The sequence below is a fragment of the Bradyrhizobium sp. HKCCYLRH2060 genome, from assembly GCF_051168135.1.
In the GTDB taxonomy this organism is placed as follows: Bacteria; Pseudomonadota; Alphaproteobacteria; order Rhizobiales; family Xanthobacteraceae; genus Bradyrhizobium.
This window is the reverse complement of record NZ_JBNPUK010000006.1, coordinates 152,382-177,361: the sequence shown is the minus strand read 5'-3', so window position 1 is coordinate 177,361 and position 24,980 is coordinate 152,382. Positions and strand designations below refer to the sequence as shown.

At 67.2% G+C, this 24,980-nt stretch carries 22 protein-coding genes; 14 read left to right on the top strand and 8 right to left on the bottom strand.

Annotation, left to right across the window (positions count from 1 at the left end; genetic code table 11):
• Positions 1-2: 2 nt before the first annotated feature.
• Complete coding sequence (locus tag ACQR10_RS15005) at positions 3-164, top strand: hypothetical protein (RefSeq protein ID WP_434846496.1); 162 nt, start codon at positions 3-5, stop codon at positions 162-164.
• Between the two features lie 79 nt (positions 165-243).
• Positions 244-2,211, top strand: a complete 1,968-nt coding sequence (locus tag ACQR10_RS15000; protein WP_316216773.1) for a methyl-accepting chemotaxis protein — start codon at positions 244-246, stop codon at positions 2,209-2,211.
• 182 nt (positions 2,212-2,393) lie between these two features.
• Here ACQR10_RS15000 and ACQR10_RS14995 read toward each other — a convergent pair whose 3' ends face one another.
• Positions 2,394-2,792 (bottom strand): rhodanese-like domain-containing protein, encoded by a 399-nt coding sequence (locus ACQR10_RS14995; protein ID WP_316216774.1) that lies wholly within the window; start codon positions 2,790-2,792, stop codon positions 2,394-2,396.
• 96 nt (positions 2,793-2,888) lie between these two features.
• Between ACQR10_RS14995 and ftrA the strand changes: the two genes are divergently transcribed.
• Entirely contained in the window at positions 2,889-3,920 is a 1,032-nt protein-coding gene (gene ftrA / locus ACQR10_RS14990; RefSeq protein ID WP_316216775.1) for a transcriptional regulator FtrA, read from the top strand.
• Here the strand turns inward: ftrA and ACQR10_RS14985 are convergent.
• Positions 3,894-6,107 (bottom strand): putative bifunctional diguanylate cyclase/phosphodiesterase, encoded by a 2,214-nt coding sequence (locus ACQR10_RS14985; RefSeq protein ID WP_316216776.1) that lies wholly within the window; start codon positions 6,105-6,107, stop codon positions 3,894-3,896. The two genes, ftrA and ACQR10_RS14985, sit on opposite strands and share 27 nt — an antisense overlap.
• 394 nt (positions 6,108-6,501) lie before the next feature.
• Between ACQR10_RS14985 and mepA the strand changes: the two genes are divergently transcribed.
• Together mepA and ACQR10_RS14975 are read left to right on the top strand one after the other, a co-directional pair.
• Complete coding sequence (gene mepA / locus ACQR10_RS14980; RefSeq protein ID WP_316216777.1) at positions 6,502-7,443, top strand: penicillin-insensitive murein endopeptidase; 942 nt, start codon at positions 6,502-6,504, stop codon at positions 7,441-7,443.
• Positions 7,444-7,616: 173 nt separating this feature from the next.
• Positions 7,617-8,135 (top strand): hypothetical protein, encoded by a 519-nt coding sequence (locus ACQR10_RS14975; protein ID WP_316216778.1) that lies wholly within the window; start codon positions 7,617-7,619, stop codon positions 8,133-8,135.
• A gap of 3 nt (positions 8,136-8,138) precedes the next feature.
• On the opposite strand, the gene ACQR10_RS14970 is transcribed toward ACQR10_RS14975, so the two are convergent.
• Positions 8,139-9,932, bottom strand: coding sequence for a potassium/proton antiporter (locus tag ACQR10_RS14970; protein ID WP_316216779.1), 1,794 nt, complete (start codon positions 9,930-9,932; stop codon positions 8,139-8,141).
• 209 nt (positions 9,933-10,141) lie between these two features.
• On the opposite strand from ACQR10_RS14970, the gene ACQR10_RS14965 reads away from it, so the two are divergent.
• The 3 genes from ACQR10_RS14965 (at position 10,142) to ACQR10_RS14955 (ending at position 13,284) form a co-directional block, all read left to right on the top strand.
• A complete protein-coding gene (locus tag ACQR10_RS14965) occupies positions 10,142-11,461 on the top strand; it encodes a mechanosensitive ion channel family protein (protein WP_316183129.1) in 1,320 nt (439 codons plus the stop codon).
• Positions 11,462-11,558: 97 nt separating this feature from the next.
• Entirely contained in the window at positions 11,559-12,383 is an 825-nt protein-coding gene (gene map, locus ACQR10_RS14960; RefSeq protein WP_315800515.1) for a type I methionyl aminopeptidase, read from the top strand.
• A gap of 97 nt (positions 12,384-12,480) precedes the next feature.
• Complete coding sequence (locus ACQR10_RS14955) at positions 12,481-13,284, top strand: intradiol ring-cleavage dioxygenase (RefSeq protein ID WP_316216875.1); 804 nt, start codon at positions 12,481-12,483, stop codon at positions 13,282-13,284.
• Here the strand turns inward: ACQR10_RS14955 and ACQR10_RS14950 are convergent, their stop codons facing one another.
• Together ACQR10_RS14950 and mddA are read right to left on the bottom strand one after the other, a co-directional pair.
• Positions 13,285-14,475, bottom strand: a complete 1,191-nt coding sequence (locus ACQR10_RS14950; protein ID WP_316216780.1) for an MFS transporter — start codon at positions 14,473-14,475, stop codon at positions 13,285-13,287.
• Between the two features lie 212 nt (positions 14,476-14,687).
• Positions 14,688-15,467, bottom strand: a complete 780-nt coding sequence (gene mddA, locus ACQR10_RS14945; RefSeq protein ID WP_316216781.1) for a methanethiol S-methyltransferase — start codon at positions 15,465-15,467, stop codon at positions 14,688-14,690.
• A gap of 147 nt (positions 15,468-15,614) precedes the next feature.
• On the opposite strand from mddA, the gene ACQR10_RS14940 reads away from it, so the two are divergent.
• From ACQR10_RS14940 to radC, 3 genes are all read left to right on the top strand, one after another.
• Positions 15,615-17,165 carry an alpha/beta fold hydrolase gene (locus ACQR10_RS14940; protein WP_316216782.1) on the top strand — a complete coding sequence of 517 codons (1,551 nt, stop codon included), beginning with the start codon at positions 15,615-15,617 and terminating at the stop codon, positions 17,163-17,165.
• Between the two features lie 36 nt (positions 17,166-17,201).
• Positions 17,202-17,765 (top strand): MAPEG family protein, encoded by a 564-nt coding sequence (locus ACQR10_RS14935; protein ID WP_316216783.1) that lies wholly within the window; start codon positions 17,202-17,204, stop codon positions 17,763-17,765.
• Positions 17,766-17,835: 70 nt separating this feature from the next.
• Positions 17,836-18,549, top strand: coding sequence for a RadC family protein (gene radC, locus ACQR10_RS14930; protein ID WP_316216876.1), 714 nt, complete (start codon positions 17,836-17,838; stop codon positions 18,547-18,549).
• A gap of 89 nt (positions 18,550-18,638) precedes the next feature.
• Here radC and ACQR10_RS14925 read toward each other — a convergent pair whose 3' ends face one another.
• Positions 18,639-19,361 (bottom strand): Crp/Fnr family transcriptional regulator, encoded by a 723-nt coding sequence (locus tag ACQR10_RS14925; RefSeq protein ID WP_315800520.1) that lies wholly within the window; start codon positions 19,359-19,361, stop codon positions 18,639-18,641.
• 323 nt (positions 19,362-19,684) lie between these two features.
• Here ACQR10_RS14925 and ACQR10_RS14920 point away from each other — a divergent pair, with 323 nt between their 5' ends.
• Positions 19,685-21,358 carry a methyl-accepting chemotaxis protein gene (locus ACQR10_RS14920; RefSeq protein WP_316216784.1) on the top strand — a complete coding sequence of 558 codons (1,674 nt, stop codon included), beginning with the start codon at positions 19,685-19,687 and terminating at the stop codon, positions 21,356-21,358.
• Between the two features lie 90 nt (positions 21,359-21,448).
• Positions 21,449-22,162 (top strand): hypothetical protein, encoded by a 714-nt coding sequence (locus ACQR10_RS14915; RefSeq protein ID WP_434863970.1) that lies wholly within the window; start codon positions 21,449-21,451, stop codon positions 22,160-22,162.
• Between the two features lie 11 nt (positions 22,163-22,173).
• Here ACQR10_RS14915 and ACQR10_RS14910 read toward each other — a convergent pair whose 3' ends face one another.
• A complete protein-coding gene (locus ACQR10_RS14910; protein ID WP_316216877.1) occupies positions 22,174-23,034 on the bottom strand; it encodes a DMT family transporter in 861 nt (286 codons plus the stop codon).
• A gap of 112 nt (positions 23,035-23,146) precedes the next feature.
• On the opposite strand from ACQR10_RS14910, the gene ACQR10_RS14905 reads away from it, so the two are divergent.
• A complete protein-coding gene (locus tag ACQR10_RS14905) occupies positions 23,147-24,595 on the top strand; it encodes a PLP-dependent aminotransferase family protein (RefSeq protein WP_315800523.1) in 1,449 nt (482 codons plus the stop codon).
• Between the two features lie 3 nt (positions 24,596-24,598).
• Here the strand turns inward: ACQR10_RS14905 and ACQR10_RS14900 are convergent, their stop codons facing one another.
• Positions 24,599-24,928 (bottom strand): hypothetical protein, encoded by a 330-nt coding sequence (locus ACQR10_RS14900; RefSeq protein ID WP_315800524.1) that lies wholly within the window; start codon positions 24,926-24,928, stop codon positions 24,599-24,601.
• Between the last annotated feature and the right edge of the window lie 52 nt (positions 24,929-24,980).

Here is a 24,980-nt window from a genome sequence, read left to right as displayed (position 1 = left end):
TCATGGCCGGGCTTGCCCTGGGCATCCACGTGGTTCTCAGCGTGCCGAACGACGGGGATGGCCGGGACAAGCCCGGCCATGACGACGTCGTGACGGAAGAGCACGACACCCCGATCGTCCAATGCGATGGACGGGGAAGCGGAACGTGGGACGCCCTCGGCTGAATCGGTGCTCCCGTACAACTACGGTATCTGTTCCTTAATGGTATTCTGGGACCCTTGCTGCAAAGCAAGGAATGCCCCAATGTCCCGCCTCCGATCGATCTCCGCCCGCCTGATCATCGCGCTCTCACTCACCGTCGCCATCGCCTGTGCCGTGCTCGGCACCTTCTCCGTCATCCAGCAGCGCGCCCTGACCCGACTGGCGCTGGAGCAGCAGTTGAAGCTGCAGTTCGACAGCGTGTCGGCCGGCATCGACTATGAAGGCCGCGCCGCGCTGGCGGTGAGCTCCACCCTGGCGGCGCTGCCGCCGATCGCCGATGCCTATCTCAAGGGTGACCGCGACGCGCTCGGCGCCCTGCTCGGCGGCGCCATGACGTCGCTGAAGGCGCAAGGCATTCCGCTGGTGAACGTATGGGCGCCGCCGGCCACCAATTTCTATCGCGTGCATGAGCCGAAGGTGTTCGGCGACGACACCTCGAAGCGCCGCATCACGGTGGTGCAGGCCAACCAGACCGGCCGCCTGATCGCCGGCGTCGAGCAGAGCCGGCTGTCGCTCGGCATCTTCGGCATGACCCCGATCGTGCGCGACGGCAAGGTGATCGCGACCGTCGACGTCGGCGCCGCCTTCGGCAAGGAATTCGTCGAGCGCGCCAAGCAGCGCTTCGGCATCGATCTCGCCGTCTACTGGATCAACGACGGCCAGCCGAAGCGGCTGTCCTCGACGTTCGGCGACGAGACCGTCGCCACCCCGGACGAGGTGCTCGCAGTGTTCAAGGGCACGGCACTGCTGCGCGATGCCACCCTGGCCGGCAAGCCCGCCGCGGTCTATGCCGGCCAGATCAGGAACTACGCCGGCGACCCGATCGCCGTGCTCGAGCTGATCAAGGACACCACGGCTTACGAGGCCGCCGCCGCCAGCGCGCAGCAGCAGCTGATCATCGGCACGGTCGTGATCCTGCTGCTCGCCGTCATCGTCGCGCTGTTCGTCGCCCGCGGCATCTCGCGTCCGCTGGTCGCGATCACTGCCGTCATGCACCGGCTCTCGAGCGGCGACACCGAGGTCGCAATCCCCGGCGGCCAGCGCAAGGATGAGCTCGGCACGATGGCGCAGGCGGTCGACGTGTTCCGCCGCAACATGATCGAGACGGCCAGCCTGCGCGAGTCGCAGGAGGCGACGCAACACCGCGCCGAGCAGGAGAAGCAGGCGCTACAGCGACAGATGGCCGACCGGTTCGAGGCCGACGTCAAGGGCGTCGTGTCCTCGGTCGCCAAGGCGACGGCGGACATGGAGCGCGTCGTCCACGAGATCACGGTCAGCGTCAACGGCACCTCGCAGCGCACGGCGGCCGCGGCGGCGGCGTCCGAGGAAGCTTCCAGCGGCGTATCGACCGTCGCCGCGGCCTCGGAGGAGCTCGCCTCCTCGGTGACCGAGATCGGCCGCCAGGTCGCGCATTCCAGCAAGGTCGCCGACGGCGCCGTGATCAAGGCGCGGCAGACCACCGAGATGGTCGAGAGCCTCGCGGTCGCCGCCGAGCGGATCGGCGACGTGCTGCGCCTGATCGACGCGATCGCGAGCCAGACCAACCTGCTCGCGCTCAACGCCACCATCGAGGCGGCGCGCGCCGGCGAGGCGGGCCGCGGCTTTGCGGTCGTCGCCGCCGAGGTCAAGGAGCTGGCGGGTCAGACCGCCAAGGCGACGGAAGAGATCGCCGGCCAGGTCAGCTCGATCCAGGCCGCGACGTCCGACTGCGTCAGCGCCATCGGCGGCATCAGCGGCACGATCCAGGAGATCAGCGGCATTGCCGCGACCATCGCCGCCGCCGTCGAGCAGCAGGGCTCGGCGACGCGCGAGATCGCGCGCAGCGTCCAGCAGGCGGCGTCCGGCACCAACGAGGTGTCGCAGAACGTCGTCGGCGCCAGCGACGCGGCCGAGCAGTCGCGCCAGCTCGCCGATCACGTCATGGTCGCCACGCGCGACCTCGGCAAGCATGCGAACGACCTGTTCAAGAGCGTCGACACCTTCCTCGCCGGCCTGCGCAAGGCGGCGTAGTGATAGTTGCCGACGCTGCGCCCCCGAAAGCCGGTGTCGTCCCGGCCTTGAGCCGGACCCATAGCCACCGGCTGGCGTGAGGCAGACAACTGCCAGCCCCGTCCCTCGATAGCTTCCGCGGTATGGATCCCGGCGTTCGCCGGGACGACACTGAGGATGGCGTAAGAACCGGGTGCTCAAGTTCAATCGCCGGTCGTGAGCGCAAAGCCCTCGTCGAGCCAGCCGGTGATGCCGCCGATCATCATCTTGACGGGAAGCCCGAGCCGCGCAAGCCGGATCGCGGCGCGGTTGGCGCCGTTGCAGTGCGGGCCGGCGCAGTAGACCACGAACAGCCTGTGGTTCGCGTACTCGGCCATCCGCTCCGCGGTCATGGTCCGGTGCGGGATGTTGATGGCGCCGGCGATATGCCCCCTGGCAAACGAGGCCGGACCCCTGACATCCACCAGGATGAAGTCCGGAGCCGCGGCATGGAGACTTTCGTGCACGTCCCAGCAATCGGTCTCGAAGGAGAGCATCGCCTCGAAATGGGCGAGCGCCTGGGCTGACGGGGCTGCGGGCACCTCGGTGACATGGGTCGTCATCGTCTCTCTCCTGCGACGTTGCGTGAGCTCCAATCTCGCGCGCTACGCCGGGCGACCCAAGTGACGGATCGGACAAAGTCCGGTAGGTTTCCGCCAATGCCGTCAGCCGCAGCCAGCAGCCCTCCGCACGATCCCGGCCTCGTCGCGGTCATCGCCTATGACGGGCTGTGCACGTTCGAGTTCGGCATCGCGGTCGAAGTCTTCGGGCTGCCACGGCCAGAGTTCGATTTCCCGTGGTACCGGTTCAAGGTGGTTTCGGCCGAGGGACGAAGGTCACGCGCCATCGGCGGCATCGTGGTGGAGGCCGGCGCGCCGCTTGCGCGGCTGAAGGATGCCAGCACGATCATCGTGCCGGGGTGGCGCGATCGCAATGAGCGGCCGCCGGAGCGCCTGCTGCGCGCCATCGCGCAGGCGGCGGCGCGGGGGGCGCGGTGCCTGTCGATCTGCTCGGGCGTGTTCGTTCTGGCGGCGGCAGGGCTGCTCGACGGCAGGCGCGCCACCACGCATTGGCGGCACATCCCCGACCTGAAGCGACTCTATCCGAATATTCGCATCGAGGAGGACACGCTCTACGTCGACGAGGGCAATGTCGTCACCTCGGCCGGCAGTGCGGCGGGCATCGACGCCTGCCTGCATCTGGTCCGGCGCGACTTCGGCAGCAAGGTTGCGAACAGCGTTGCCCGGCGGCTGGTGATGCCGCCGCACCGGGACGGCGGGCAGGCGCAGTACGTCGTCGCACCGGTCCAGATCCGCCCGGGACGGACGATCGGCGACGTCATGGATTGGGCACGCGCGCGACTGGCGCAGCCGATCGCGATCAGTGCGATGGCCAAGCGCGCCGGGATGAGCGAGCGATCCTTGCTACGATCTTTCAAGGACAGCACGGGCGCCGGCCCCGCGGCCTGGCTGCAGCAGGAGCGCATGGCGCGGGCGCGGGAGCTGCTGGAGAACGCGACGCTTTCCCTGGCGGACGTCGCGGCGCAGTGCGGCTACCGGTCGCTCGAAACCTTTCGCGTCGCTTTCCGGCGCATCGTCGGAACATCACCCGCGGCTTATCGGCGGCGCTTCGAGGCGCGTCCAACAGCGGCCAGCGTCGCTCGCTCAAGCCACCAGCGCGTTGCCGGGTGAGGCGCCGTCCATGGCGTCCCGCTGCGCCTGCAACAGCCGGACGATGTCGACATTGGGCCGGGGCCGGCTGAACAGATAGCCCTGCCCTTCATGGCAGCCCTCGGCGCGCAGACAGCGGAGCTCCGCCTCCGTCTCGACACCCTCGGCCGTGATCGTCACGCCGAGCCCCTTGCCGAGGCTGACGATCGAGCGGACGATCGCCTGCGCCTCGCGATTGGCGGCGAGACCGCGGATGAAGGACTGATCGACCTTGATCTTGTCGAACGGAAAGCTGCGCAGATAGCTCAGGCTGGAATAGCCGGTGCCGAAATCGTCCATCGAAATGCGGACGCCCAGCGCGCGCAACGCATGCAGGGTGGCCAGCACCTGGCCGCTCTTCTCCAGCACCAGCGTCTCGGTGATCTCGAGCTCGAGCCGGCTCGCCGGCAGGCCCGACTGCTTGAGCACGTCCATCACCAGCGACAGCACATTGCCGACGCGGAACTGCAGCGGCGACATGTTCACGGCGACACGGACGTCGTCCGGCCATTTCGCCGCGTCGTTGCAGGCCTGGCGCAACATCGCGCGGCCAAGCGCCGAGATCAGGCCGGTCTCCTCGGCGACCGGGATGAACTCCGACGGCGGGATCATGCCGCGCTCGGGATGCGGCCAGCGCGCCAGCGCCTCGAAGCCGGTGATGCGTCCGGTCGAGAGGTCGATCAGCGGCTGATAATGCGGCTGTAGCACGTCGCGCTGGATGGCCTCGCGCAGCTCGGATTCGATCTTGCGCCGGCTCTGCGCCCGCGCATCCATGCCGGACTCGAAATAGCTGAAGGTGCCGCGCGTCTCGTTCTTGGCGCGCGACAGCGCCATGTCGGCATTCTTGAGCAGCTTCTCGGCGTCGTCGCCGTCGTTCGGCGCCATGGCGATGCCGATCGTGGCACCGATCGTCACCGAGCTGCCGTCGATGAGATAGGGATCGGCGATCGCCTCCAGCAGCCGGCGGCAGAGCTGGGCCGCATCCTCCGGCCGCGCCTGCCCTCCCTGCACCACCGCGAACTCGTCGGAGTTCAGTCGCGCGACGATGTCCTCCTGACGCAGGACCGAGCGCAGCCGCTTGCCGACCCCGCGCAACAGCCGGTCGCCGACCGCGTGGCCGAGGGTATCGTTGATCGACTTAAAATTATCGAGGCCAAGCACCAGCACAGCGATCTTCTCGGAGCCGCGCCGCATCTGGGAAAGCTTGTCATCGATCTTCTGGCGCAGCAGGTTGCGGCTCGGCAGGCCGGTCAGTGCGTCGTGCTGGGCGAGGAAGGCGAGCCGCGCCTCGGCGCGCTTGCGCTCGGTGATGTCCATCAGCGCCAGCAGCACCGCGGGCTGGGCGTTGTGGACAAGATGGCGCGAATAGATCGCGAGATCGATCAGGGCGCCATCGGCGCGGACATGCTTCCAGGTGCGCGCCGCCTGCTCCTCGCTGGACTGCTCGCCTGCCCAGGGCGGCTCGCTGTCATAGGCCTGCAGGCTGCGGATGCTGAGCCGCTCGAAGGCGTCCCGGCTATAGCCGTAATGCTGGGCCGCCGCTTCGTTGACGCCGAGCACGCGCCCATCATCCGTCGCGCAGACGATCATCGGCACCGGATTGCCGTCGAACAGCAGGCGGAACGACTCCTCGCGCTGCTTCAATTCGGTAATGTCGACGCGGAGGCCAACGATGCCGCCATCGCCGGTCAGACGCTCCTCGATCAGGATGGTGCGGCCGTCCGACAGCTTCTGCTCGTGGCGGCCGCTCGGATGAAACAGCTTTTCGAGCCGTTCGGCGATCCACTCCTCCTCGCGGCCGGCGGCTTCCGGATAGTCGCCGCGGGCAACGCCGATCCGGATCGTGTCCTGCAGCCGGGCGCCGGATTCGAACAGGTCCGAGCTGCGGTTGTAGATTTCGGCGTATTTCTTGTTCCAGAGGATGTAACGGCCGTCGGCGTCGAGGAACACGATCCCCTCGGGAAGAAGGTCGATCGCTTCGATCAGCCGATCATGCGCCTTCTTCGCCTCCGCCATCGCCATTTCGGCGCACTTGCTCCCATCGCCAGGGCCAAGCTTGCGCAGGTTGTGCCGCCGCAATTTCGGGCTTGGCTTGACCGGGTGAACTGCATCGCGGGCGCTTGGCACGCGATTGCGCTTTTTTGCCGTGGGTGGCCGAACGGGCCGCATCGCGTGCCTCACTCTCCTTCTCAAAAGGCAGTTTTCAGCCACGTTTCTGAAAAAATGGTATCTTGATGCAGAACACGACAGCCATTGGTTACGGGAATAGGGAGATGCACTCGCGTATTTGGAGAGTTGAGCCTTGCGCCGAGGATCAACCAAGGGCTGCGGTACAACCAGCGATATGTGACGTCGGTTGCCACCGGCCAGAAAAGACCCGCATACCGTGCAGTGGCCTTGCGCTTATTGTTCATTTACCGAACGAACTCACGCAATTGAACCGAGTTCAGCCAGTTCCGCCAATCCGGCAGCAGGGTTAGAGCCAGGTTAAAATAGCTTGAATGACCTGCTGTTGACGTAGAATTGGGCAACTCGGCCGGTCGGCAAACGCTACACTGGCTTCATGCATGTCCGCCTGATTCTGGTCGCCATCATCAGTTCGGCCGTCATTGCCGCGGCGACCCCGGCCCATGCCCAGGACAAGGGCAGCGTCGAGCCAAAGGCCCTGCCGCCATTGGCGCATCCGGACGATCCGAATACGCCGGCCAAGGAGCTGTTCGCTCGCAGGATCCTGCCGTCGGCGCAACCGACCAAGGTGATTGGAACCTACAATCGCGGCTGCATCGCCGGCGCCGAGCGAATGCCGATCAATGGCGAGGGCTGGCAGGTGATGCGGCTGTCGCGCAACCGCAATTTCGGCCATCCCAACCTGATCGCGCTGCTGAAGCGGCTGGCGACCCGCGCGCACAAGGATGCTGGCTGGCCCGGCATCCTGGTCGGCGATATCGGCCAGCCGCGCGGCGGTCCGGCGCTGAGCGGCCATGCCAGCCATCAGATCGGGCTCGACGCCGACATCTGGCTGACGCCGATGCCCGACCACAGGCTGTCGCGCAACGAGCGCGAGGAGATGTCGGCGGTCATGATGGTTCGGCCCGATCGCCTCGATGTCGATCCGCGCGTGTTCACGAAGGGCCACCTCGCCGTGATCCGGGCCGCCGCCCAGGAGCCGTCGGTGCAGCGCATCTTCGTCAACGCCGCGATCAAGAAGGCGCTATGCCGGGACGCCAGGGGCGACCGCAGCTGGCTCACCAAGGTGCGGCCGTGGTGGGGACACGACTATCACTTCCACATCCGCATGGTGTGCCCGCCGGGCAACCCGGACTGCCACGGCCAGACCAACCAGGAGGGCGGCGATGGCTGCGGCGACCTCGACTATTGGTTCTCGGACGCGGTGCTGCATCCGCTGCCGCCGAAAGAGCCACCCAAGCCGCCGCAACCGATTACGATGGCGCAACTGCCGCCTGGCTGCCGAGCGGTGCTGCATGCGCCGGACGCCAAGAATTGATTCAGCGACGGCTGACGCGGCGCAGGAATCGCAGTAAGGCTGGATTGCTTTAGAATGACATCGTTCGCGCCGTGAGCGCGACGATCGAAGGGGATGACGGTCCCTCCACCTCCTGTTATCGCGGTATCGAAATGCCGCGCGCCGCTGCGCGGCGCAACAGTCGCGAGTCCGTCATGATCCTGATCCGTCCCGCCACGACTGCCTTCCTCCTCACGCTGGCCGCGAGCTCGGCTGCGGCTGCCGCCGAACCGAGCGGCTGCGACAAATTCAAATGGGACATCGCGCGCGAGCGTGCCGCTCTGACCGCGGCCAACCGCGAGAAGCTGGTATCGGGCGCCGAGATCGCCGCCATCCCGGCCACCGGCATGGTGCTGGAGCTGCGTCCGACGGCCGAGGCCAGGCTGGCGATGCCACCGGAACGCGCGCCCAAGGACGGCACCTTCGCCGGCCTCACGCGGATCACCGCAGCGCCCAAGGCGGGCGTGTACACGATCAGCCTGTCGGCCGCGGCCTGGATCGACGTCGTGCAGGACGGCAAGATCCTCAAACCCGCCGGCTTCAGCGGCGCCACCGATTGCGACGGCATCCGCAAGACCCTGAAGTACGAGCTGGGATCGCATCCCCTGGTGTTGCAGGTCAGCGGCGCGCCGGACAATGCGATTTCGATCGCGGTCCTGCCCGCGGCAGAGTGACGCTCACACTCCCGCAACCGACGACCAGACTTCGGCCAGTCTGCGCTTCATCCGCTCTTTGCGCGTCAGCACCGGCACCTCTTCTTCGTCCTCCGGCAGGCGCAGGCCGACCACGTTGACGCGGCCGCCGGAGATCGAGCGGGCGACCAGCACGATGGTGTCGAGCGCCACGGTCGCGCCTTCCTTCGGCGCGTTGTCGAGGTGGATGTCGAAATAGTCGGCCAGCGTCAGCTTGTCCTCGCCCTCGCCGAGCTTGACGCCATAGATGCCGGAGACCTCGTCGAGCGTATGCTCGGCCGAGACCATGAAGTCGCCGAGCAGATGCGGGTCGGGCGCCGCCGACGGCGGCATGTCGACGAAGAAGCGGTCGAGCGACTCGGCCTTTTCCGGCGGCGCCAGCAGATAGAGGTAGTCACCGGGCGCGATCGGCTCGGCCTCGGGCGGCGACAGGATCTGCTGGTTGCGGATCACCAGGGTCGGCTTCGACCAGGACGGGATCAGGCCGCGGCGGAAGTACAGGCTCTTGGAGCGGATCGAATAGCCGACCAATTGCTGCTCGAGCTGGCCGGGCAGATCAAGCTCGATGCGGCGCGGGCCGCGATCGGTGCGCGGCAGCGCCACGTGCAGCTTGCGTGCGGCGACGCCGAGTGTCCAGCCCTGCGCCAGCAGCGAGATGATCACCACCACGAACGCGACGTCGAAATAAAGATAGGCGTTGGACAGGCCGACCAGCAGCGGGATCGAGGCCAGGAAGATCGCGACCGCGCCGCGCAGGCCGGTCCAGGCGATGAACGCCTTCTCCCGCCAGTTGAACCGGAACGGATAGAGGCAGAGAAACACCGCGACGGGTCGCGCCACCAGCATCAGCATCAGCGCGACGGCAATCGCCGGCAGCAGGCTGTCGAGCAGCCGCTGCGGCGACACCAGTAGCCCAAGCAGCACGAACATCACGATCTGGGCAAGCCAGGTCGCGGCATCGAGGAAGGTGACGACAGAGTTGTGCGCCCGCGTCGGCCGGTTGCCGACGATCAGGCCGGCGAGATAGACCGCGAGGAAGCCGGAGCCGTGCGCGATCTGCGCCATGCCGAAGATGACCAGCGCAGCGGTGGTCACGAACGGCGCGTGCAGGCCCTGCGGCAGCGAGACCCGGTTGAGGCCGATGACGACGAGGCGGCCGCCGACGATGCCGAACAGCGTGCCGAGCACGGCCTCGCGGACCAGCTCGAACACGAAATGTCCGATACTGCCGTGACCGACCGAGATCAGCTCGACCAGCATCAGGGTGAGGAACACGGCGAACGGATCGTTGCTGCCGGACTCCGCCTCCAGCGTGGCGCCGACGCGCGGGCGCAGCCGCAGGCCCTGGGCGTGGACCAGCAGGAACACGGCCGCCGCATCCGTCGAGGCGATGACGGCGCCGACCAGCGTCGCCTCGGTCCAGCCGAGGTCGAGGGCATATTTCGCCACCGGTGCGGTGATGAAGGCGGTCATCAGCACGCCGACGGTCGCAAGCACCATCGAGGGCGCCAGCACGGTGCGGATGCTCTGGAAACGCGTGCGCAGGCCGCCGTCGAACAGGATCAGCGCCAGCGCGACGGAGCCCACCAGATAGGTGGTACGGACGTCCTGAAACTCGATATGACCAGGGCCGGAATCGCCCGCCAGCATGCCGATCACCAGGAACACCAGCAGCAGCGGTGCGCCGAAGCGCAGCGCCAGCAGGCTCGACAGGATGCCGGCCATGACGAGGACCGCACCGAGGAGGATTGCAATGCTGACGGCGTCGAGGGATGTCATGAAAAAACGTTGATGAATCCGAGTTTTACATCCTTATCGTCGCCACACTTGCACGCCAACCGGATTTGCTCTTATCGCGGCGATATGCCCATTTTTCCATCCTTGCCCGCGTTCGGGGTATATTTCGCGGCAATCGCCCGTGACGAAAACGAACTAAATCCCGCTGATCCGGCCAACCCGCGCCCCTGTTCCCCTCCGAGACCCCGCTGATGGACCTCGACCTGAAAGACGTTCTCGAATTCCTGCAGACCGTTGGCCGCTCGATCGGCGCCGAGGTCACTTCGCCGTGGTTCTATCTTCAGCTCGGGCTGGTGCTGAGCGGCGCCGGCATCGCCTTTGCCGCCAGCGCTGCCGTGCGCGCCCGCATCGACATGACCTCGCTGGCGATGGGCTGGCCGGGCCCGCTGCGCCAGCTGCTGCGGGTGCTGCTGGAAAGCGTCACCACGGTCGTGTTCGTGATCCTGATGCGGATCGCCCGCACCGGCATGTTGCTGTGGACCTGGCCGAGCCGCAGCTACCTGCTCGCCGTCGCGCTCAAGCTGGCGCTGGCCTGGCTGGTGATCCGGCTGATCACTTCGGTGATCCGCAGCACCTTCATCGTGCAGATCGTGTCGATCTCGGCCTGGCTGGTCGCCGCGCTCAGCATCATCGGCCAGCTCGACAATGTGGTCGACGCGCTCGATTCCATCTCGGTCGTGCTCGGCGGCCTCAGGTTGACGCCGCTGCTGGTGATCAAGCTCGGCGTGCTGCTGCTCGCGGTGCTGTGGCTGACCAACGTCGCCAGCAATTTCGTCGAGAGCCGTATCACGCGTTCGACCGACCTGACACCGTCGATCCAGGTGCTCCTGATCAAGATGGTCCGCATGGGCCTGATGATCCTCGGCGTTGCGATTGCGATCAGTGCGGTCGGCATCAACCTGTCGGCGCTCGCGATCTTCTCCGGCGCCGCCGGTGTCGGTATCGGCCTCGGCCTGCAGCGCATCGTCGCCAATTTCGTCGCGGGCATCATCCTGCTGGCTGACAAATCGGTGAAGCCGGGCGATCTCGTCACCATCGGCGACAGCTCGGGGCGCATCAGCGCGATGAACACGCGCTACATCTCTGTCGCCGCCGGCGACGGCCGCGAGTTCCTGATCCCGAACGAGGATCTTGTCACCCAGAAGGTGACCAACTGGACCTACACCGACAAGAACACGCTCGTGAAGGTCAATTTCGGCACCAACTACGACGCCGATCCCCGCGTCGTCTGCAAGCTCGCCACCGAGATCGCGGCCGAGACGCCGCGCACCTTGAAATCGAAGGCGCCGAACTGCCTGCTGACCGAGTTCACCGAGGCCGGCATGAAGTTCTCGCTGACCACATGGATCGCCGATCCCAGCTACATGGACAGCGTCAAGAGCGAGGTGATGCTGGCGCTGTGGGAGGCCTTCAAGCGCGAGGGCATCAGGGTGCCGTATCCGGTGCGAGAGCTTCGCGTTCGCGGTGGTGCCCTGCCGGTGGAGACCACGCTGGAAGTGCCGGCCGGCTAGGCGGCAGGTCCGGCCGCGCACACCCGGCTTGCACCGGCCGGCACGATCATTAAATTAGGCGATCACCCCGCGACACCCCTGAGAACGAAACAGGCCCATGAACTATATCGAAGCGACCGACGCTGCTGCGCGCAAGAACGGCCAGATCAAGCTGCACGGCCCGAGCGGCTTTGCCGGCATGCGCAAGGCCGGCGCGCTGGTGTCGAAGTGCCTCGATGCGCTCACCGACATCGTCAAGCCGGGCGTGCCGACCTCGCGAATCGACGATTTCGTCCGTGACTTCGCCTTCAGCCATGGCGCCTATCCGGCGACGCTGATGTATCGGGGCTATCGCTACTCGACCTGCACGTCGATCAACCACGTGGTCTGCCACGGCATGCCGAACGACCGGCCGCTGAAGGAAGGCGACATCATCAATGTCGACGTCACCTTCATCGTCGACGGCTGGTACGGCGATTCGAGCCGCATGTATGCGATCGGGCCGATCGCGCGCAAGGCCGAGCGGCTGATCGAGGTGACCTACGAATCGATGATGCGCGGCATCGCCGCGGTGAAGCCCGGCGCCACCACCGGCGATATCGGCCATGCGATCCAGAGCTTCGTCGAGCCGCAGGGCATGAGCGTGGTGCGCGACTTCTGCGGCCACGGCCTCGGCCGGCTGTTCCACGACGAGCCGAACATCATCCATGTCGGCCGTCCCGGCGAGGGCGTGCTGCTGAAGCCCGGCATGTTCTTCACCATCGAGCCGATGATCAATCTCGGCAAGCCGCATGTGAAGATCCTGTCCGACGGCTGGACCGCCGTCACGCGCGACCGCTCGCTGTCGGCACAGTTCGAGCACTCGGTCGGCGTCACCAATGACGGCGTCGAGATATTCACGCTCTCGGAGCGCCATGGCGAGAAGCCGCTGACGCAGGTGTGAGCGGGCTGCCTGGCCCAATGGTCACCGGGCGTCCGATTGTTGCCATGCCGGGCTGATCGACTGCCGCTTCCATCGCATGCGACCGCGGGAGGCTGCTCTGACCAACGCAACACGCCGTGGCGTTCTCGGCCTGCTCTCGGCGGGCGCAGCGCTGCTGACGCCGCCGGCCCGCGCAGCGTCGGAGACGGCTCCCGCGTCGGCGAATGCCGACGAGGCCTGCTTCCTGACGCCGCAGTCGGAATCCGGTCCCTATTATCTCGATCCCAAGCTGGTGCGTGCCGAGATCGCCGAGGACCGGCCGGGCGTGCCGCTCAGGCTGCGCCTTCGCGTCATCGAGGCCGGCACCTGCGCGCCGGTACCAGGCGCGCGCGTCGACATCTGGCACTGCGACGCCCGCGGGATCTATTCGGGCTATCCCGGCCAGAGCGACACCCACAAGCTCGACCAGAGCGGCAAGACGTATCTGCGCGGCACCCAGATGGCCGATGCCGCCGGCTGGGCCGGCTTCAGGACGATTTATCCCGGCTGGTATGCCGGCCGTGCCACCCACATCCACTTCAGGGTGTTTGTCGACGAGACCACGGTGCTGACCGGACAGACGTTCTTTCCCGAGGCGCTGAACGAGTTCATCTACACCAACGTGCCCGACTACACCGGACGGCCGAAGCAGCGGCTCGTCATCAATGCCAATGACCGCGTCGCGACCGAAGCCGATCCCGAACACCGCGCGCATTGCGCGGTGAAGGAGGAGCGCGACCATTATCTCGCGACCCTGACGCTCGCCGTGAGCCGCAAGCCGGCCGCCGCGGTCGAGATGCCCACCGGAAAGCTGCCGCCGGCGCCATGGATCAAGGACCGGCTCGCGGCGCTGGTGCCCGGGCTCAAGCGCAGCCCGTTCTGATCATTTCGGCTCGGTGAACTGATAGGCCAAAGCGGCGAGCGGCAGCGCCGTGCCGAGCGCGGCGGCGGCTGTCCAGCCGCCATGGGCGTATGCCCAGGCACCGAGGCCGGAGCCGGCGGCGCCGGCGACGAAGAAGGTGGTCATATAGAGCCCGTTCAGCCGGCTGCGCTGGCCGGCGCCGAGCACGAACAGCACGCGATAGCCGAGGATCAGGCTGAGCTGCGCGCCGCAATCGATCGCGATGGCGGCGATCACCAAAGTCGCCAGCGACCAAGGGGTTCCGAGCGGTGCCGCCAATGTCAGCGCGAAGCCGAGCGCGCACATCAGCATCGAGGCGATCGTCGCCGGCCGGGTCCAGCCGCGGTCGGCGATGCGGCCCGCGACCGGCGCCATGATCGCGCCGGCGACGCCGGCCAGCGCGAACAGCGCGATGCCGGTCTGCGACATCCGGAAATCGGGCCCGGCCAGCAGCAGCGGGGACGTGGTCCAGAACACGCTGAAGCCGCCGAACAGCGCGGCCTGGTACAGCGCACGGCGGCGCAGCGCCGGCGTGTCGCGATAAAGCTCGACCATCGAGCCGAGCAGCTGGCCGTAGCTCAGCCGCGCCTGCGGCTCGCGCGGCGGCAGCGCGAGGCGCAGCACGACGGCCAGGATCAGCATGGCGAGCGCCGAGGCCGCATAGATGACGTGCCAGGACGCATGCGCCGCGACGAAGCTCGCCAGCGGCCGCGCCAGCATGATGCCGAGCATCAGGCCGGTGGTGACGTTGCCGACGGTGCGGCCGCGGATCGCCTCCGGCGCCATGTGCCCGGCATAGGGGATCAGGATCTGCACCGCGACCGAGCCGAAGCCGATCAGCAGCGCCGAGAGCAGGAACGTCGACGGGCTCGTCGCCAGCGCCGCGCAGCCGAGCGCGGCCGCGCCGACGATGATGGTCGTGATGACGAGCTTGCGGTTCTCGATGAGATCGCCGAGCGGCACCACGAACAACAGACCCGCGCCGTAGCCGATCTGGCTCATCGTCACCAGCAGTCCCGCGAGCTGCGGCCGCAGCCCGAGGTCGGCGCTGATCGGCCCGATCAGCGGCTGCGCGTAATAGATGTTGGCGACGATCAGCCCGCAGGAAAAGGCCAATAGCAGCGTGATCCAGGCCGACAGCGAGTCGCCGGAATCGGACGTGATGGTGGTCAACGTGGATCTCTCTCGGGGAGGAACGGCAGGCCATAGGGCCCGATGAGAACGGAGGCTGTCGATCTGCGATTTTGCATCGCAGCATTCAAGCCCGACATAGGTGCTGAGGTCCCCCGCTCCAATTCACGTCTGCGTGGGCGCTGCATCGAGCAAGTCCGCAATCAAAGGCGAGCGCGCTCGACGAGGCCCTGGCGACGTCGAGCCCGCGCCGGCTACTGCGCGCCGTGCGCCTCCGTCTCGGTCTCCGCGGTCCGCCGGCCGCCGATCAGCCGTGGCAGCAGCATCGGCACCTGCCGGCGATAGCGCTGGTAGGTGTCACCGAACTGGGCGACCAGATCGCGCTCCTCGAGCTGCAGCCCGACCAGGATGTAGGCCGTGCTGAGGGCGGCGAATAGCAGGTGGCCGACCGACATCTCCGGCGTGGCCCAGAAGGCGAGCAGGAAGCCCAGCATCAGCGGGTGGCGCACCAGCCGATACAGCAGCGGCGTTCTGAAAGGCTGCGCCATCCCGGCACTGCCGCGGAGGGCGAGCACGGCCTGGCGCAGGCCGAACAGGTCGAAATGATCGATCATGTAGGTCGAGGACAGCGCGATGATCCAGCCGAGCCAGTGGAGGCCGGTCAGCACGCCCGCGGCGGCACCCTCGACGTGCCAGACCGGATTCGGGATCGGACGCCATTGCCAGAACAGCAGCAGCAGGATCAGGCTGGACAGCAGCACATAGGTGCTGCGCTCGGCGGCCGCCGGAATGATGCGCGTCAATGCGCGCTTGAAGGCCGGCCGCGCCATCACGCTGTGCTGGATCGCGAACAGCGCGAGCAGCAGCACGTCGACGACGACGGCCTCGGTCACGGCGCTGGACACGCCGACGTCGATCGACTTGGCCGTGAGATAGTTGTAATTGCCGACGAAACCGACCGCCCATACGAACGACCCAAGAAAGACGGCATAGCTCGTGATGGCGTAGAGCATGATGAGGAGGCGTCCGGACATGAATGTTTCCTTGTTGCATCGAGGACGGCATGGCCGTGATCGAGACGCCCGATCCTGGGATCGGTCACGTCTCGTGCGAGCCTGAGCCCTTACCAATCGACCGTCCCCCGAGCGTCCCCCGGACGCAGCCATGCAGGTCGCATCCCGATGGTTCAGTTCCGCATCCGGACATTAGGCTTTCCCGAGCTGCATCGCGACGGTGAGCCCTGCCCGCTGGCGCTGAGGAAGGGCCTCGCCCTGCTGGTCTATCTGGCGGAAGCCAAAGGCCCCGTCGCGCGCGATGTGCTGGCGACGATGCTCTGGCCCGAGAGTTCCGAGGAGGTGGCGCGCGCAAGGCTGCGCCGCCTGCTGCACCGGCTCCAACTCACGCTCGGCGACGGCTGCCTCACCATCGATCGCGCGACGGTTCGATGGGCCGCCGCCGTCGAGCTGGAGGTCGACTCGGGACTGTTCGAAGCGGCGTGCGACCGCGGCGAATTTGCGCCGGCCTGCCGCCTCTATTCCGGCGACTTCCTGGATGGCTTCACGCCCGGCGACTGTCCGCAGTTCGAGGAATGGGCGTTCTTCCGGCGTGAGGCCCTGCGCGGCCGGGCGGTCCAGGCACTGGAGCGCGTGGTGCAGGATCGCAGCGTGTCCGGTGATCATGCCGCGGCCGCGCTCCACGCCCGGCGCCTCGTCGCGTTCGATCCGCTCAGCGAGGTCTATGGCCGCGCCCTGATCCGCAGCCTGCTGCTGGCCGGCGACCGCGCCGCCGCCGAGCGCCATCTCGGCGCCCTGACACAGCGGCTGCGCGACGAGCTCGGCGTGCCCCCCGAGGCGGAGACGCTGGCGCTGCTGGCGCAGGGCGTCGCGGCCCACGGCGAAAGCGCGCCGCCGACGCGCTATGTCCTCGGCGACGGCGTTCATCTCGCCTATCAGACCTACGGCGCCGGTCCGCTGGACATTCTGCTGCTGCCCGGCTTCGTCTCGCATGTCGAACGGATCTGGGAGGAGCCGCGCTGCCGGGCCTTGCTGTCCGCGCTCGCCAGAATCGGCCGTCTGATCCTGTTCGACCGCCGCGGCATCGGGCTCTCCGACCGGGTCGGTTTCAGCCCGAGCGTCGAGGCGACCGCGCGCGACATCGCGACCGTGCTCGACGCCGCCGGCAGCCGGCGCACGGTGCTGCTCGGCGCCTCCGAAGGCGGACCGGCCTGCATCACCTTCGCGGCCGACCATCCCGAACGTGTCGCCGGGCTGATCCTGTTCGCCTCGCTCGCCAAGGGCAGCGCTGCGGCCGACTATCCGCATGCGCTGCAGGCCGGCCAGTACGGCATCTGGCTGCGGCAGCTCGTGGCCGGATGGGGCGGACCGGCCGGCATCGAGACGTTCGCGCCGAGCCTGGCCGGCGATCCCCAGGCGCGCGCCTGGTGGGCCGGACTGCTTCGCGCAGCATCCAGCCCCGGCGCCATCAAGGGCCTGCTCGAAGCCTTCAGGGATATGGACGTGCGCCACCTGCTCGCCCGGATATCCGCACCGACCCTGGTGCTGCACCGTGGCCACGATCGCGCAGTGGTCGTCGGGGCCGGGCGGCATCTCGCCGGCCAGATCCGCCACGCACGTTTCGTCGAGCTCGACGGCGCCGACCATTGGATGTTCGCCGGCGACCAGAGGCCCGTCCTCGCCAGCATCGAAGCCTTCCTCCGCGGTCTGCCATTGTAAGCAGGATCGCCGGACTGGCAAAATGGACGTCGTCCGGTGCCCCAGGAGGACTCGATCGCGATGGCCGAGGATGCAGCATTCCATCGCGAGCAGACCCAGGTCGCCGCCGGCATGGCCGCAGCCGCGCTGATCGCGATCGCGGCCATCGGCGTCGCGCTGTGGCGAGGCGACGGCCCTGCGGAGCCCGCCGCAGAGCGCCTCGCCATCGCGCTGCGGCTCGATCTGTTCGTGATCGCCTGGCTGCTCGCCGCGATCGGCAATGTCGCCCGGCTGCGCTTCTTCTCGGCCCAGGACATCGCCGGCAGCGCGACCACGGTCGCGAGCGATGCGGTCCGCAGGGGAAATGCGATCCTGCAGAACACGCTGGAGCAGGCCGCGCTCGCGGTCACGGTGCATCTCGGCCTGGCGGCGACGCTGCCTCATCCCGCGCCCCTGCTGCTCACGCTCGTGATCCTGTTCGGCCTCGGGCGGCTGCTGTTCTGGCTCGGCTATGCCAGGGGCGCGGCGGGCCGCGCCTTCGGCTTTGCGCTCACCTTCTATCCCACAGCGTTTTCGCTCATCGTCGGCCTCGCCGTCGTGCTGACGGGACGCGCGGCCTAGCAAGGCGCGCCCCGTGGCGCGCGAGCACTTCGAGGTTGCAAAAATGCGGCATCACGGCATGCTGACGCCGATGCCCGACAAAGCCCCTCCTTCCAACGATACGCCGCCGGACACGCCGCACTATCACGGCCACCGGCAGCGGCTGCGCGAGCGCTTTCACAGCGCCGGCCCCGACGCGCTCAACGACTACGAGCTGCTGGAGATGGTGCTGTTCGCCGCGCTGCCGCGGCGCGACGTCAAGCCGCTGGCGAAGGCGCTGCTGAAAACGTTCGGATCGTTCGCCGAGGTGATCCACGCGCCGGAGCCGCGGCTGCGCGAGATCGACGGCGTCGGCGACGCCTCGATCACCCAGCTCAAGCTGATCGCCGCCGCCGCGCACCGCATCGCCAGGGGCGAGGTGCGGCAGAAGCACGCGCTGGCGTCCTGGCAGGACGTCATCACCTATTGCCGCACCAGCATGGCGTTCGCCGACAAGGAGCAGTTCAGGCTGTTGTTTCTCGACAAGCGCAATCAGCTGATCGCCGACGAGGTGCAGCAGACCGGCACCGTCGATCATACGCCGGTCTATCCACGCGAGGTGATCAAGCGGGCGCTCGAATTGTCGGCCACCGCGATCATCCTGGTGCACAACCATCCCTCGGGCGATCCGACGCCGTCACAGGCCGACATCCGGATGACCAAGACGATCGTGGAGATCGCCAAGCCGCTGGGAATCACGGTTCACGACCACATCATCGTCGGCAAGAACGGCCACACCAGCCTGAAGAGCATCGGGGTGATGTGAAGGCTACGCGGATGCGATGACCTCCTGCCCGACGGCGGCGCAGCTCCGAGCGGCATTTGCGATGCCTCGTACGGCGAAGGCGGCTCAGGCTATGTCAGCGCACCCGCGTCCTCGAGCGCCGGCAGGTCGTGCACGATGATGCTGCCCTCGCTGATCGTCAGCATGCCACGATCGCGAAACTGCGCCAGGATGCGGCTGACGTGAACGGTGGTAAGGCCGACCGTGTCGGCGATGTGCTGCTGGCGCAGCGGCAGCGAATATCTTCGAGATTGATCGAGCCGGCCCGCGTTAGCCCGTCTCATCAGGCTGAGAATGAGAAAGGCGATCCGGCCTTCGGCGGGGCGCTGTCCCAGAACGCTCGCGAGCTCATACGCGTCCGACCTCTCCTGCAAGAGCAGCTCGAACCCGAGCGCCACCAGGGAGGGATCAGTCAGGCACTTCCTGCGCAAGGCGCCGGCGTGGAAAGCGCAAACTTGGACATCCGAGAGCGACTTGACGGAAAAATCCGCACGCGACGGCACGTTCGAGAAGATCATCCGGACGGACGCAAAATCTCCCGTAAACAGGAACTTCACGATCTGCCGCCTGCCGTCGCTGAACGGCAGATAGCGGAACGCCCATCCACTGCAGAGGACGATGATGTCCGAGTCGGTTCCTACGGGATGGCCGGCCGCGACCGTGAAGAAGCGTTGATCCAGCTCCTTGAAAGCCGCTCGATCGCCGCACGACGCAAAGATAGCTCCGCAAAATCCCTTGTCGCTGGCAGGACAAGAGGCACATCTCGTCGGCGGTCCGATGTCCTGTCTCCCCATCAGGGGCGCTTCTCTGTGCGCATCACGGCAGCATTAAATCAGGAACGATCCCGAGCACAAGTGCATAACATTCGTTAAACGCCGAAGCGCAAATCTTAAGAAGATTTCGCCACTTTCGTCGATGTTAGCTGGCTCGCGAACGACGCGAATCTCCCCTGCTAAGAGCCGAGATGCTGTCGGCTGAATTAGTTCAGTGTGCCGGAAGGTTCGACGGCAGGTCGTTCGTTCGAGCCGTCCCCTTCTCTGCCGCCGGTAGATGCGTACAGCTAACAACCCGCAAATACCATCATCGAATTCGCTCCCATCTGGAAGGACTCCGCTCGATGTTCGCTCGCAAGACCGCTGGAGGCGCAGAGGCTCAACTCGCTGCCATCAGCCGCTCCCAAGCCATGATCGAATTCGACATGGACGGCACTATCCGAACGGCGAACAAGAACTTTCTCGACGCACTTGGCTACCGTCTCGAGGAGATTCAGGGCAAGCATCATTCGATGTTCGTGCCCGCGGATCAGCGCGAGAGCGCGGACTATCGCGCGTTCTGGGCCGCGTTGAACAACGGAGACTTCCAGGCTGCGGAATTCAAGCGGATCGGCAAGGGCGGCCGCGAGGTTTGGATCGAAGCCTCGTACAATCCGGTTCTCGACGCCAAGGGCAAGCCCTGCAAGATCGTCAAGATCGCCATCGACATCACGGCCAAGAAGATCGCCCACCTCAAGGACAGTGGCAAGATCGCCGCGCTCGACCGCTCTCAGGCCGTGATCGAGTTCAACATGGACGGCACGGTCACCACGGCCAACGAAAACTTCCTGAAGGTCATGGGTTATGAGTTACGGGAAATCCAGGGCAAGCACCACAGCATGTTCGTCGAGCCCGCCGAGCGCGACAGCGCGGCCTATCGCGACTTCTGGGCCAAGCTCAATCGCGGCGAATACCAGGCGGCCGAGTACAAACGGCTCGGCAAGAACGGCAAGGAGGTCTGGATTCTCGCGTCCTACAATCCGATCCTCGACGAGCGGGGCAAGCCGTTCGCGGTGGTCAAGTTCGCGACTGACGTCACGGCCGCAAAGCTGAAGACCGCCGATCTGGCCGGCCAGATTGCGGCGATCGGAAAGTCGCAGGCGGTGATCGAGTTCAACATGGACGGCACGGTGATCACGGCGAACGACAATTTCCTGGCCGCGCTCGGCTATACGCTCGGCGAAATCAGCGGCAAGCACCACAGCATGTTCGTCGAGCCAATCGAGCGCGACGGCGCCGGCTATCGCAACTTCTGGGCCAAGCTCAACCGAGGCGAATATCAGGCCGGCGAATACAAGCGGATCGGAAAGGGCGGCAGGGAGGTCTACATCCAGGCGTCGTACAATCCGATCCTCGATCTGAACGGCAGGCCGTTCAAGGTCGTCAAATACGCGACCGACGTCACGAAGCAGGTTCTGGTGCGAATGGGCAACGAGCGCGTGCGCGGCATGATGGAATCGGTTGCGGCCGGCGCCGAGGAGCTCAACGCCTCCGTGCGCGAGATCTCCGAGGCCATGACCAAGTCGCGGGAAACCGCGATGGGCGCAGTCGATCGCGTCGGGGCGGCGGACACCCAGGCGCAGCATCTCTCCGCCGCGACGCAAGCGATGAGCGGCATCGTCGAGATGATCGACAACATCACCGGGCAGATCAATCTGCTGGCACTGAACGCGACGATCGAATCCGCCCGCGCCGGCGAGGCCGGACGCGGCTTCGCCGTCGTGGCCTCCGAGGTGAAGAGCCTCGCCAATCAGGCCAAGCACGCCACCGACAAGATCGGGCAGGAGATCGAAGGTCTCAACAACATCTCGGGCGAGGTGGTGCTGGCGCTCGGCGAGATCAAGCAGGCCATTCACAATGTGAGCGAGTATGTGACCTCGACGGCGGCAGCCGTCGAGGAGCAGAGCACGGTGACGACCGAGATGTCGAACAGCATGCAGCGCGCGGCGAGCGAAGCCGCCAAGATCGCCGCGGGATAGACGAGCGGGATAGACGAAACGTCGGGCCGGTTTGAACCGGCCGTCTTCCCGCGCCGGCTAATGCTGGCGAAGCGTGGAGAGGAACGACGGATGCGCGCGGCCTTCATCGGACTGATCCTGGGCGTCCTGCCCCTCACGGCGGCCGCCGCCTACGACGCCAACGATCCCGCCAATTGCAATGGCGTCGGCTGGGATGATGCGCTGCCGCTCGTCGTGGCCAAAGTGAGCGGCCAGCCGCGGGTGAACTTCGTCAAGAGCCCCTATGACGACGACTTCAAGGCCGCCAGCTGTCCCGCTGCGACCGACGCCTGCCGGAAGAAGGCTTACCTCGTCCGCGACGACCTCGTGCTGGTCGACAGGACCCGCGGCGCTTTCGTCTGCGTCAGCTACCAGCAGCCGCATGCGAAGGCACAGATCTGGACCACCGGCTGGTTGCCGCGCGCTGCCCTCACCGCCGTCGAGCCGATGGCCGCGCCGACGACGGCCGACTGGACCGGAAGCTGGGAGCACCCTGGAGGGGGGCTGACGATCAGGAAAGAGGCCGGCAACCGGCTCCGGATCGAAGGCGATCAGGTGCTGCCGGCCGGGCGCGAGTTGCGCAACGGATCGCTCGGCGCCACGGCAGAGCCGAAGGGCGGCCTCATTGCCTTTGTCGACGACGGCAGCACGCCGTTCGAGCGGCCGAATGCCGGCGACGAGTGCCGCGTGCGCCTGCAGCGAATCGGCGCGCTTCTGCTGGTCGAGGACAACAATGATTGCGGCGGCGCCGGCGTCAGCTTCACCGGACTCTATCATCGCAAATAGCCGCCGACGGCTTACGCCCAGCGGCGCGCCATCGCCACGCAGACGACGACGATTCCGGCTGCGGCAATCATCGTTGCCGACACCGGCTCATGCAGCAGCAGGCTCGCGAAACCGAGGCCAAGGAAGGGCTGCAGCAGTTGCAGTTGGCCCACCGTCGCAGTGCCGCCACGGGCGAGCCCGCGGTACCAGAAGGCGAAGCCGACGAACATGCTGAAGACGGAGACATAGGCGAGGCCCAGCCACGCCGCGGCCGTGATGTCACGGGATGCGGCGGGCAGCGTCAGCACCGCCATCAGCAGCATCAGCGGCGCGGACGACAGCAGCGCCCACGAGATCACCTGCCAGCCGCCAAGCCTGCGCGTGAGCATGGCGCCCTCGGCATAGCCCAGGCCGCAGACGATGATCGCGGCGATCATCGCGAGATCGCCGATCGGCGACGCGACGCCATCCTGCGACAGGGCGAAGCCCGAGACCGCCGCAGCCCCGAGCGCAGCGAACAGCCAGAACAACGGCCGCGGCCGCTCGCCGCCGCGCAGCACGCCGAACAAGGCGGTCGACAGCGGCAGCAGACCGACGAACACGATCGCGTGGGCCGAGGTGATGTGCTGGAGCGCCAGAGCGGTGAGCAGCGGAAAACCGATGACGACACCGAGCGACACGACTGCCAGCGACACCAGATCGCGCCGGCCGGGGAGCGGCTGACGCAGCAGCATGAGACAAAGCGCGGCCAGCACGGCCGCGAGCGTCGCGCGTGCGCCCGTCAGGAACAGCGGCGAAAAACCCTCCAGTGCCGCCCGCGTCGCCGGCAGCGAGCCGCTGAAGATCGTCATGCCGACGATGCCGCTCCCCCAGCCTTCGATCGATCCCTTCATGCACGGCTCCTCCTCGCAGATCCCATAGCCCGACCAGGCTTGTTGCGGCAGCGACAGACCGATACAATTTCCACAATCTGTATTGGCGCAAAGGGCGACACACTTGGGAGAAGTGACGCGCGATTCCCGGCGGGGCGGCACGCGGACCATCGCCGTGGTCGATGCGATCCGGCAGCGCTTGGCGACGCGCGCGCTCAGCGCCGGCCAGCGTCTGCCCTCGATCCGCGCCTTCGCCGCGGCGATGGGGGTCTCGCCAGCCACCGTCGTCGAGGCCTATGACCGACTTGCCGCGGAAGGCGTGATCCGCGCCCGGCGCGGCTCCGGCTTCTATGTCGCCGATACGGCGCTGCCGCCGCTGGCCCTCGGCGATCGCGAGCCGCGCCGTCCGCGCGCGGTCGACCCGTTTTGGGTGTCGCGGCAGTCGCTCGACGCCGGGCCGGGAACGCTGACGCCCGGCTGCGGCTGGCTGCCGGCCGAGTGGATGCCGCAGGACGCGCTGCGGCGCGCGGTCCGCGCGCTGGCGCGCGGCGGCGGGCGGGTGCTGAGCGACTACGGCGCTGCACGCGGATCGGCGGCGCTACGGCGGTTGCTGCAGGGCCGCCTTGCCGCTATCGGCATCGACGCGTTCAGCGAGCAACTGGTGCTGACCTCGTCCGGTACGCAGGCGATCGACCTGATCTGCCGCATGCTGCTGCGTCCCGGCGACGCCGTGCTGGTCGACGATCCCTGCTACTTCAACTTCCTCGCCCTGCTGCGCGCGCATCAGGCGCGGATCGTCAGCGTGCCGATGACGCCGGGCGGACCCGACATCGCCCGGTTCGAGGCAGTGCTCGCGGCCGAGCGCCCGCGGCTCTACATCACCAATTCCGGTCTGCACAATCCGACCGGGGCGACGCTGTCGCTGCAGACGGCGCACCGGCTGCTCAACGCCGCGTCAGCGCATGACACGATCATCGTCGAGGACGACATCTACGGCGATTTCGAACCCGCGCCGTCGCCGCGGCTCGCCGCGCTCGACGGGCTTGCGCGGGTGATCCTGGTCGGCAGCTTCTCCAAGACACTGTCGGCCTCGGTGCGCTGCGGCTACATCGCGGCGCGCGCGGACTGGATCGAGCCGCTGATCGACCTGCAGATCGCGACCGGCTTCGGCGGTCCCGGACAATTCGCCGCGGAGACGTTGACCCAGGTGCTGACCAGCGGCAGCTACCGCAAGCACGTCGAGGACCTGCGGGCACGGCTTGCGCGAGCGCGGCCGCGGGTGGCGGCACGGCTGCAGCGCATCGGTATCGCCCCATGGCTGATGCCACGCGGCGGCTTTCATCTGTGGTGCAGGTTGCCGGACGGCTGTACGGCGATCGAGGTGGCCCAGGCCGCGCTCGAGGAGCACGTGGTGCTCGCGCCCGGCGACGTCTTCAGCGCGGCGCAATCCGCCGCGACGATGATGCGCTTCAACGTCGCGCATTGCGAGGATCCGCGCGTCATCCAGGTGCTGGAGCGCGCAACCAAGTCGCCGGCCGCGCGTTCATCGCGCGGCCAAGCGGCCAATTCGGCCGACGGATAAGGCTTAGTAGCAGTAGCGCGGATGCGCGCGAACCCAGGAGCCGTCGCCGCGTTGCAGATAGCAGCCGTTGCGATAGGAATAATAACCGCCACGACGGCGCTCGCCGTCGGCCGCGATGGCAGCTCCGGTGCCGGCCCCGATCACCGCGCCGATCGCAGCACCACGGCCGCCGCCGATCGCGCCGCCCAGAATCGCGCCGCCGGCGCCGCCGAGGATGGCGCCACCCAGCGCGTCCTGCGCGGCAGCCTGATGCAGCGGCGCTGCGACCGCCAGCATGAGCAGCGCGGCAGCGCCCAAGCGCGTGGCGAAAGGAATCCCCAGACGTCGGATCATGAACAGGTCTCCGTTTCGGGCACGCTATTCCACCCGGCGGGGCCGTTCTTGA

Coding starts and splice junctions, on each gene's coding strand:
- ACQR10_RS15005 (WP_434846496.1), top strand. CDS start 3: ATGGCCGGGCTTGCCCTGGGCATCCACGTGGTTCTCAGCGTGCCGAAC.
- ACQR10_RS15000 (WP_316216773.1), top strand. CDS start 244: ATGTCCCGCCTCCGATCGATCTCCGCCCGCCTGATCATCGCGCTCTCA.
- ACQR10_RS14995 (WP_316216774.1), bottom strand. CDS start 2,792: ATGACGACCCATGTCACCGAGGTGCCCGCAGCCCCGTCAGCCCAGGCG.
- ftrA (WP_316216775.1), top strand. CDS start 2,889: ATGCCGTCAGCCGCAGCCAGCAGCCCTCCGCACGATCCCGGCCTCGTC.
- ACQR10_RS14985 (WP_316216776.1), bottom strand. CDS start 6,107: ATGCGGCCCGTTCGGCCACCCACGGCAAAAAAGCGCAATCGCGTGCCA.
- mepA (WP_316216777.1), top strand. CDS start 6,502: ATGCATGTCCGCCTGATTCTGGTCGCCATCATCAGTTCGGCCGTCATT.
- ACQR10_RS14975 (WP_316216778.1), top strand. CDS start 7,617: ATGATCCTGATCCGTCCCGCCACGACTGCCTTCCTCCTCACGCTGGCC.
- ACQR10_RS14970 (WP_316216779.1), bottom strand. CDS start 9,932: ATGACATCCCTCGACGCCGTCAGCATTGCAATCCTCCTCGGTGCGGTC.
- ACQR10_RS14965 (WP_316183129.1), top strand. CDS start 10,142: ATGGACCTCGACCTGAAAGACGTTCTCGAATTCCTGCAGACCGTTGGC.
- map (WP_315800515.1), top strand. CDS start 11,559: ATGAACTATATCGAAGCGACCGACGCTGCTGCGCGCAAGAACGGCCAG.
- mddA (WP_316216781.1), bottom strand. CDS start 15,467: ATGTCCGGACGCCTCCTCATCATGCTCTACGCCATCACGAGCTATGCC.
- ACQR10_RS14940 (WP_316216782.1), top strand. CDS start 15,615: ATGGTTCAGTTCCGCATCCGGACATTAGGCTTTCCCGAGCTGCATCGC.
- radC (WP_316216876.1), top strand. CDS start 17,836: ATGCCCGACAAAGCCCCTCCTTCCAACGATACGCCGCCGGACACGCCG.
- ACQR10_RS14925 (WP_315800520.1), bottom strand. CDS start 19,361: ATGGGGAGACAGGACATCGGACCGCCGACGAGATGTGCCTCTTGTCCT.
- ACQR10_RS14920 (WP_316216784.1), top strand. CDS start 19,685: ATGTTCGCTCGCAAGACCGCTGGAGGCGCAGAGGCTCAACTCGCTGCC.
- ACQR10_RS14915 (WP_434863970.1), top strand. CDS start 21,449: ATGCGCGCGGCCTTCATCGGACTGATCCTGGGCGTCCTGCCCCTCACG.
- ACQR10_RS14910 (WP_316216877.1), bottom strand. CDS start 23,034: ATGAAGGGATCGATCGAAGGCTGGGGGAGCGGCATCGTCGGCATGACG.
- ACQR10_RS14900 (WP_315800524.1), bottom strand. CDS start 24,928: ATGATCCGACGTCTGGGGATTCCTTTCGCCACGCGCTTGGGCGCTGCC.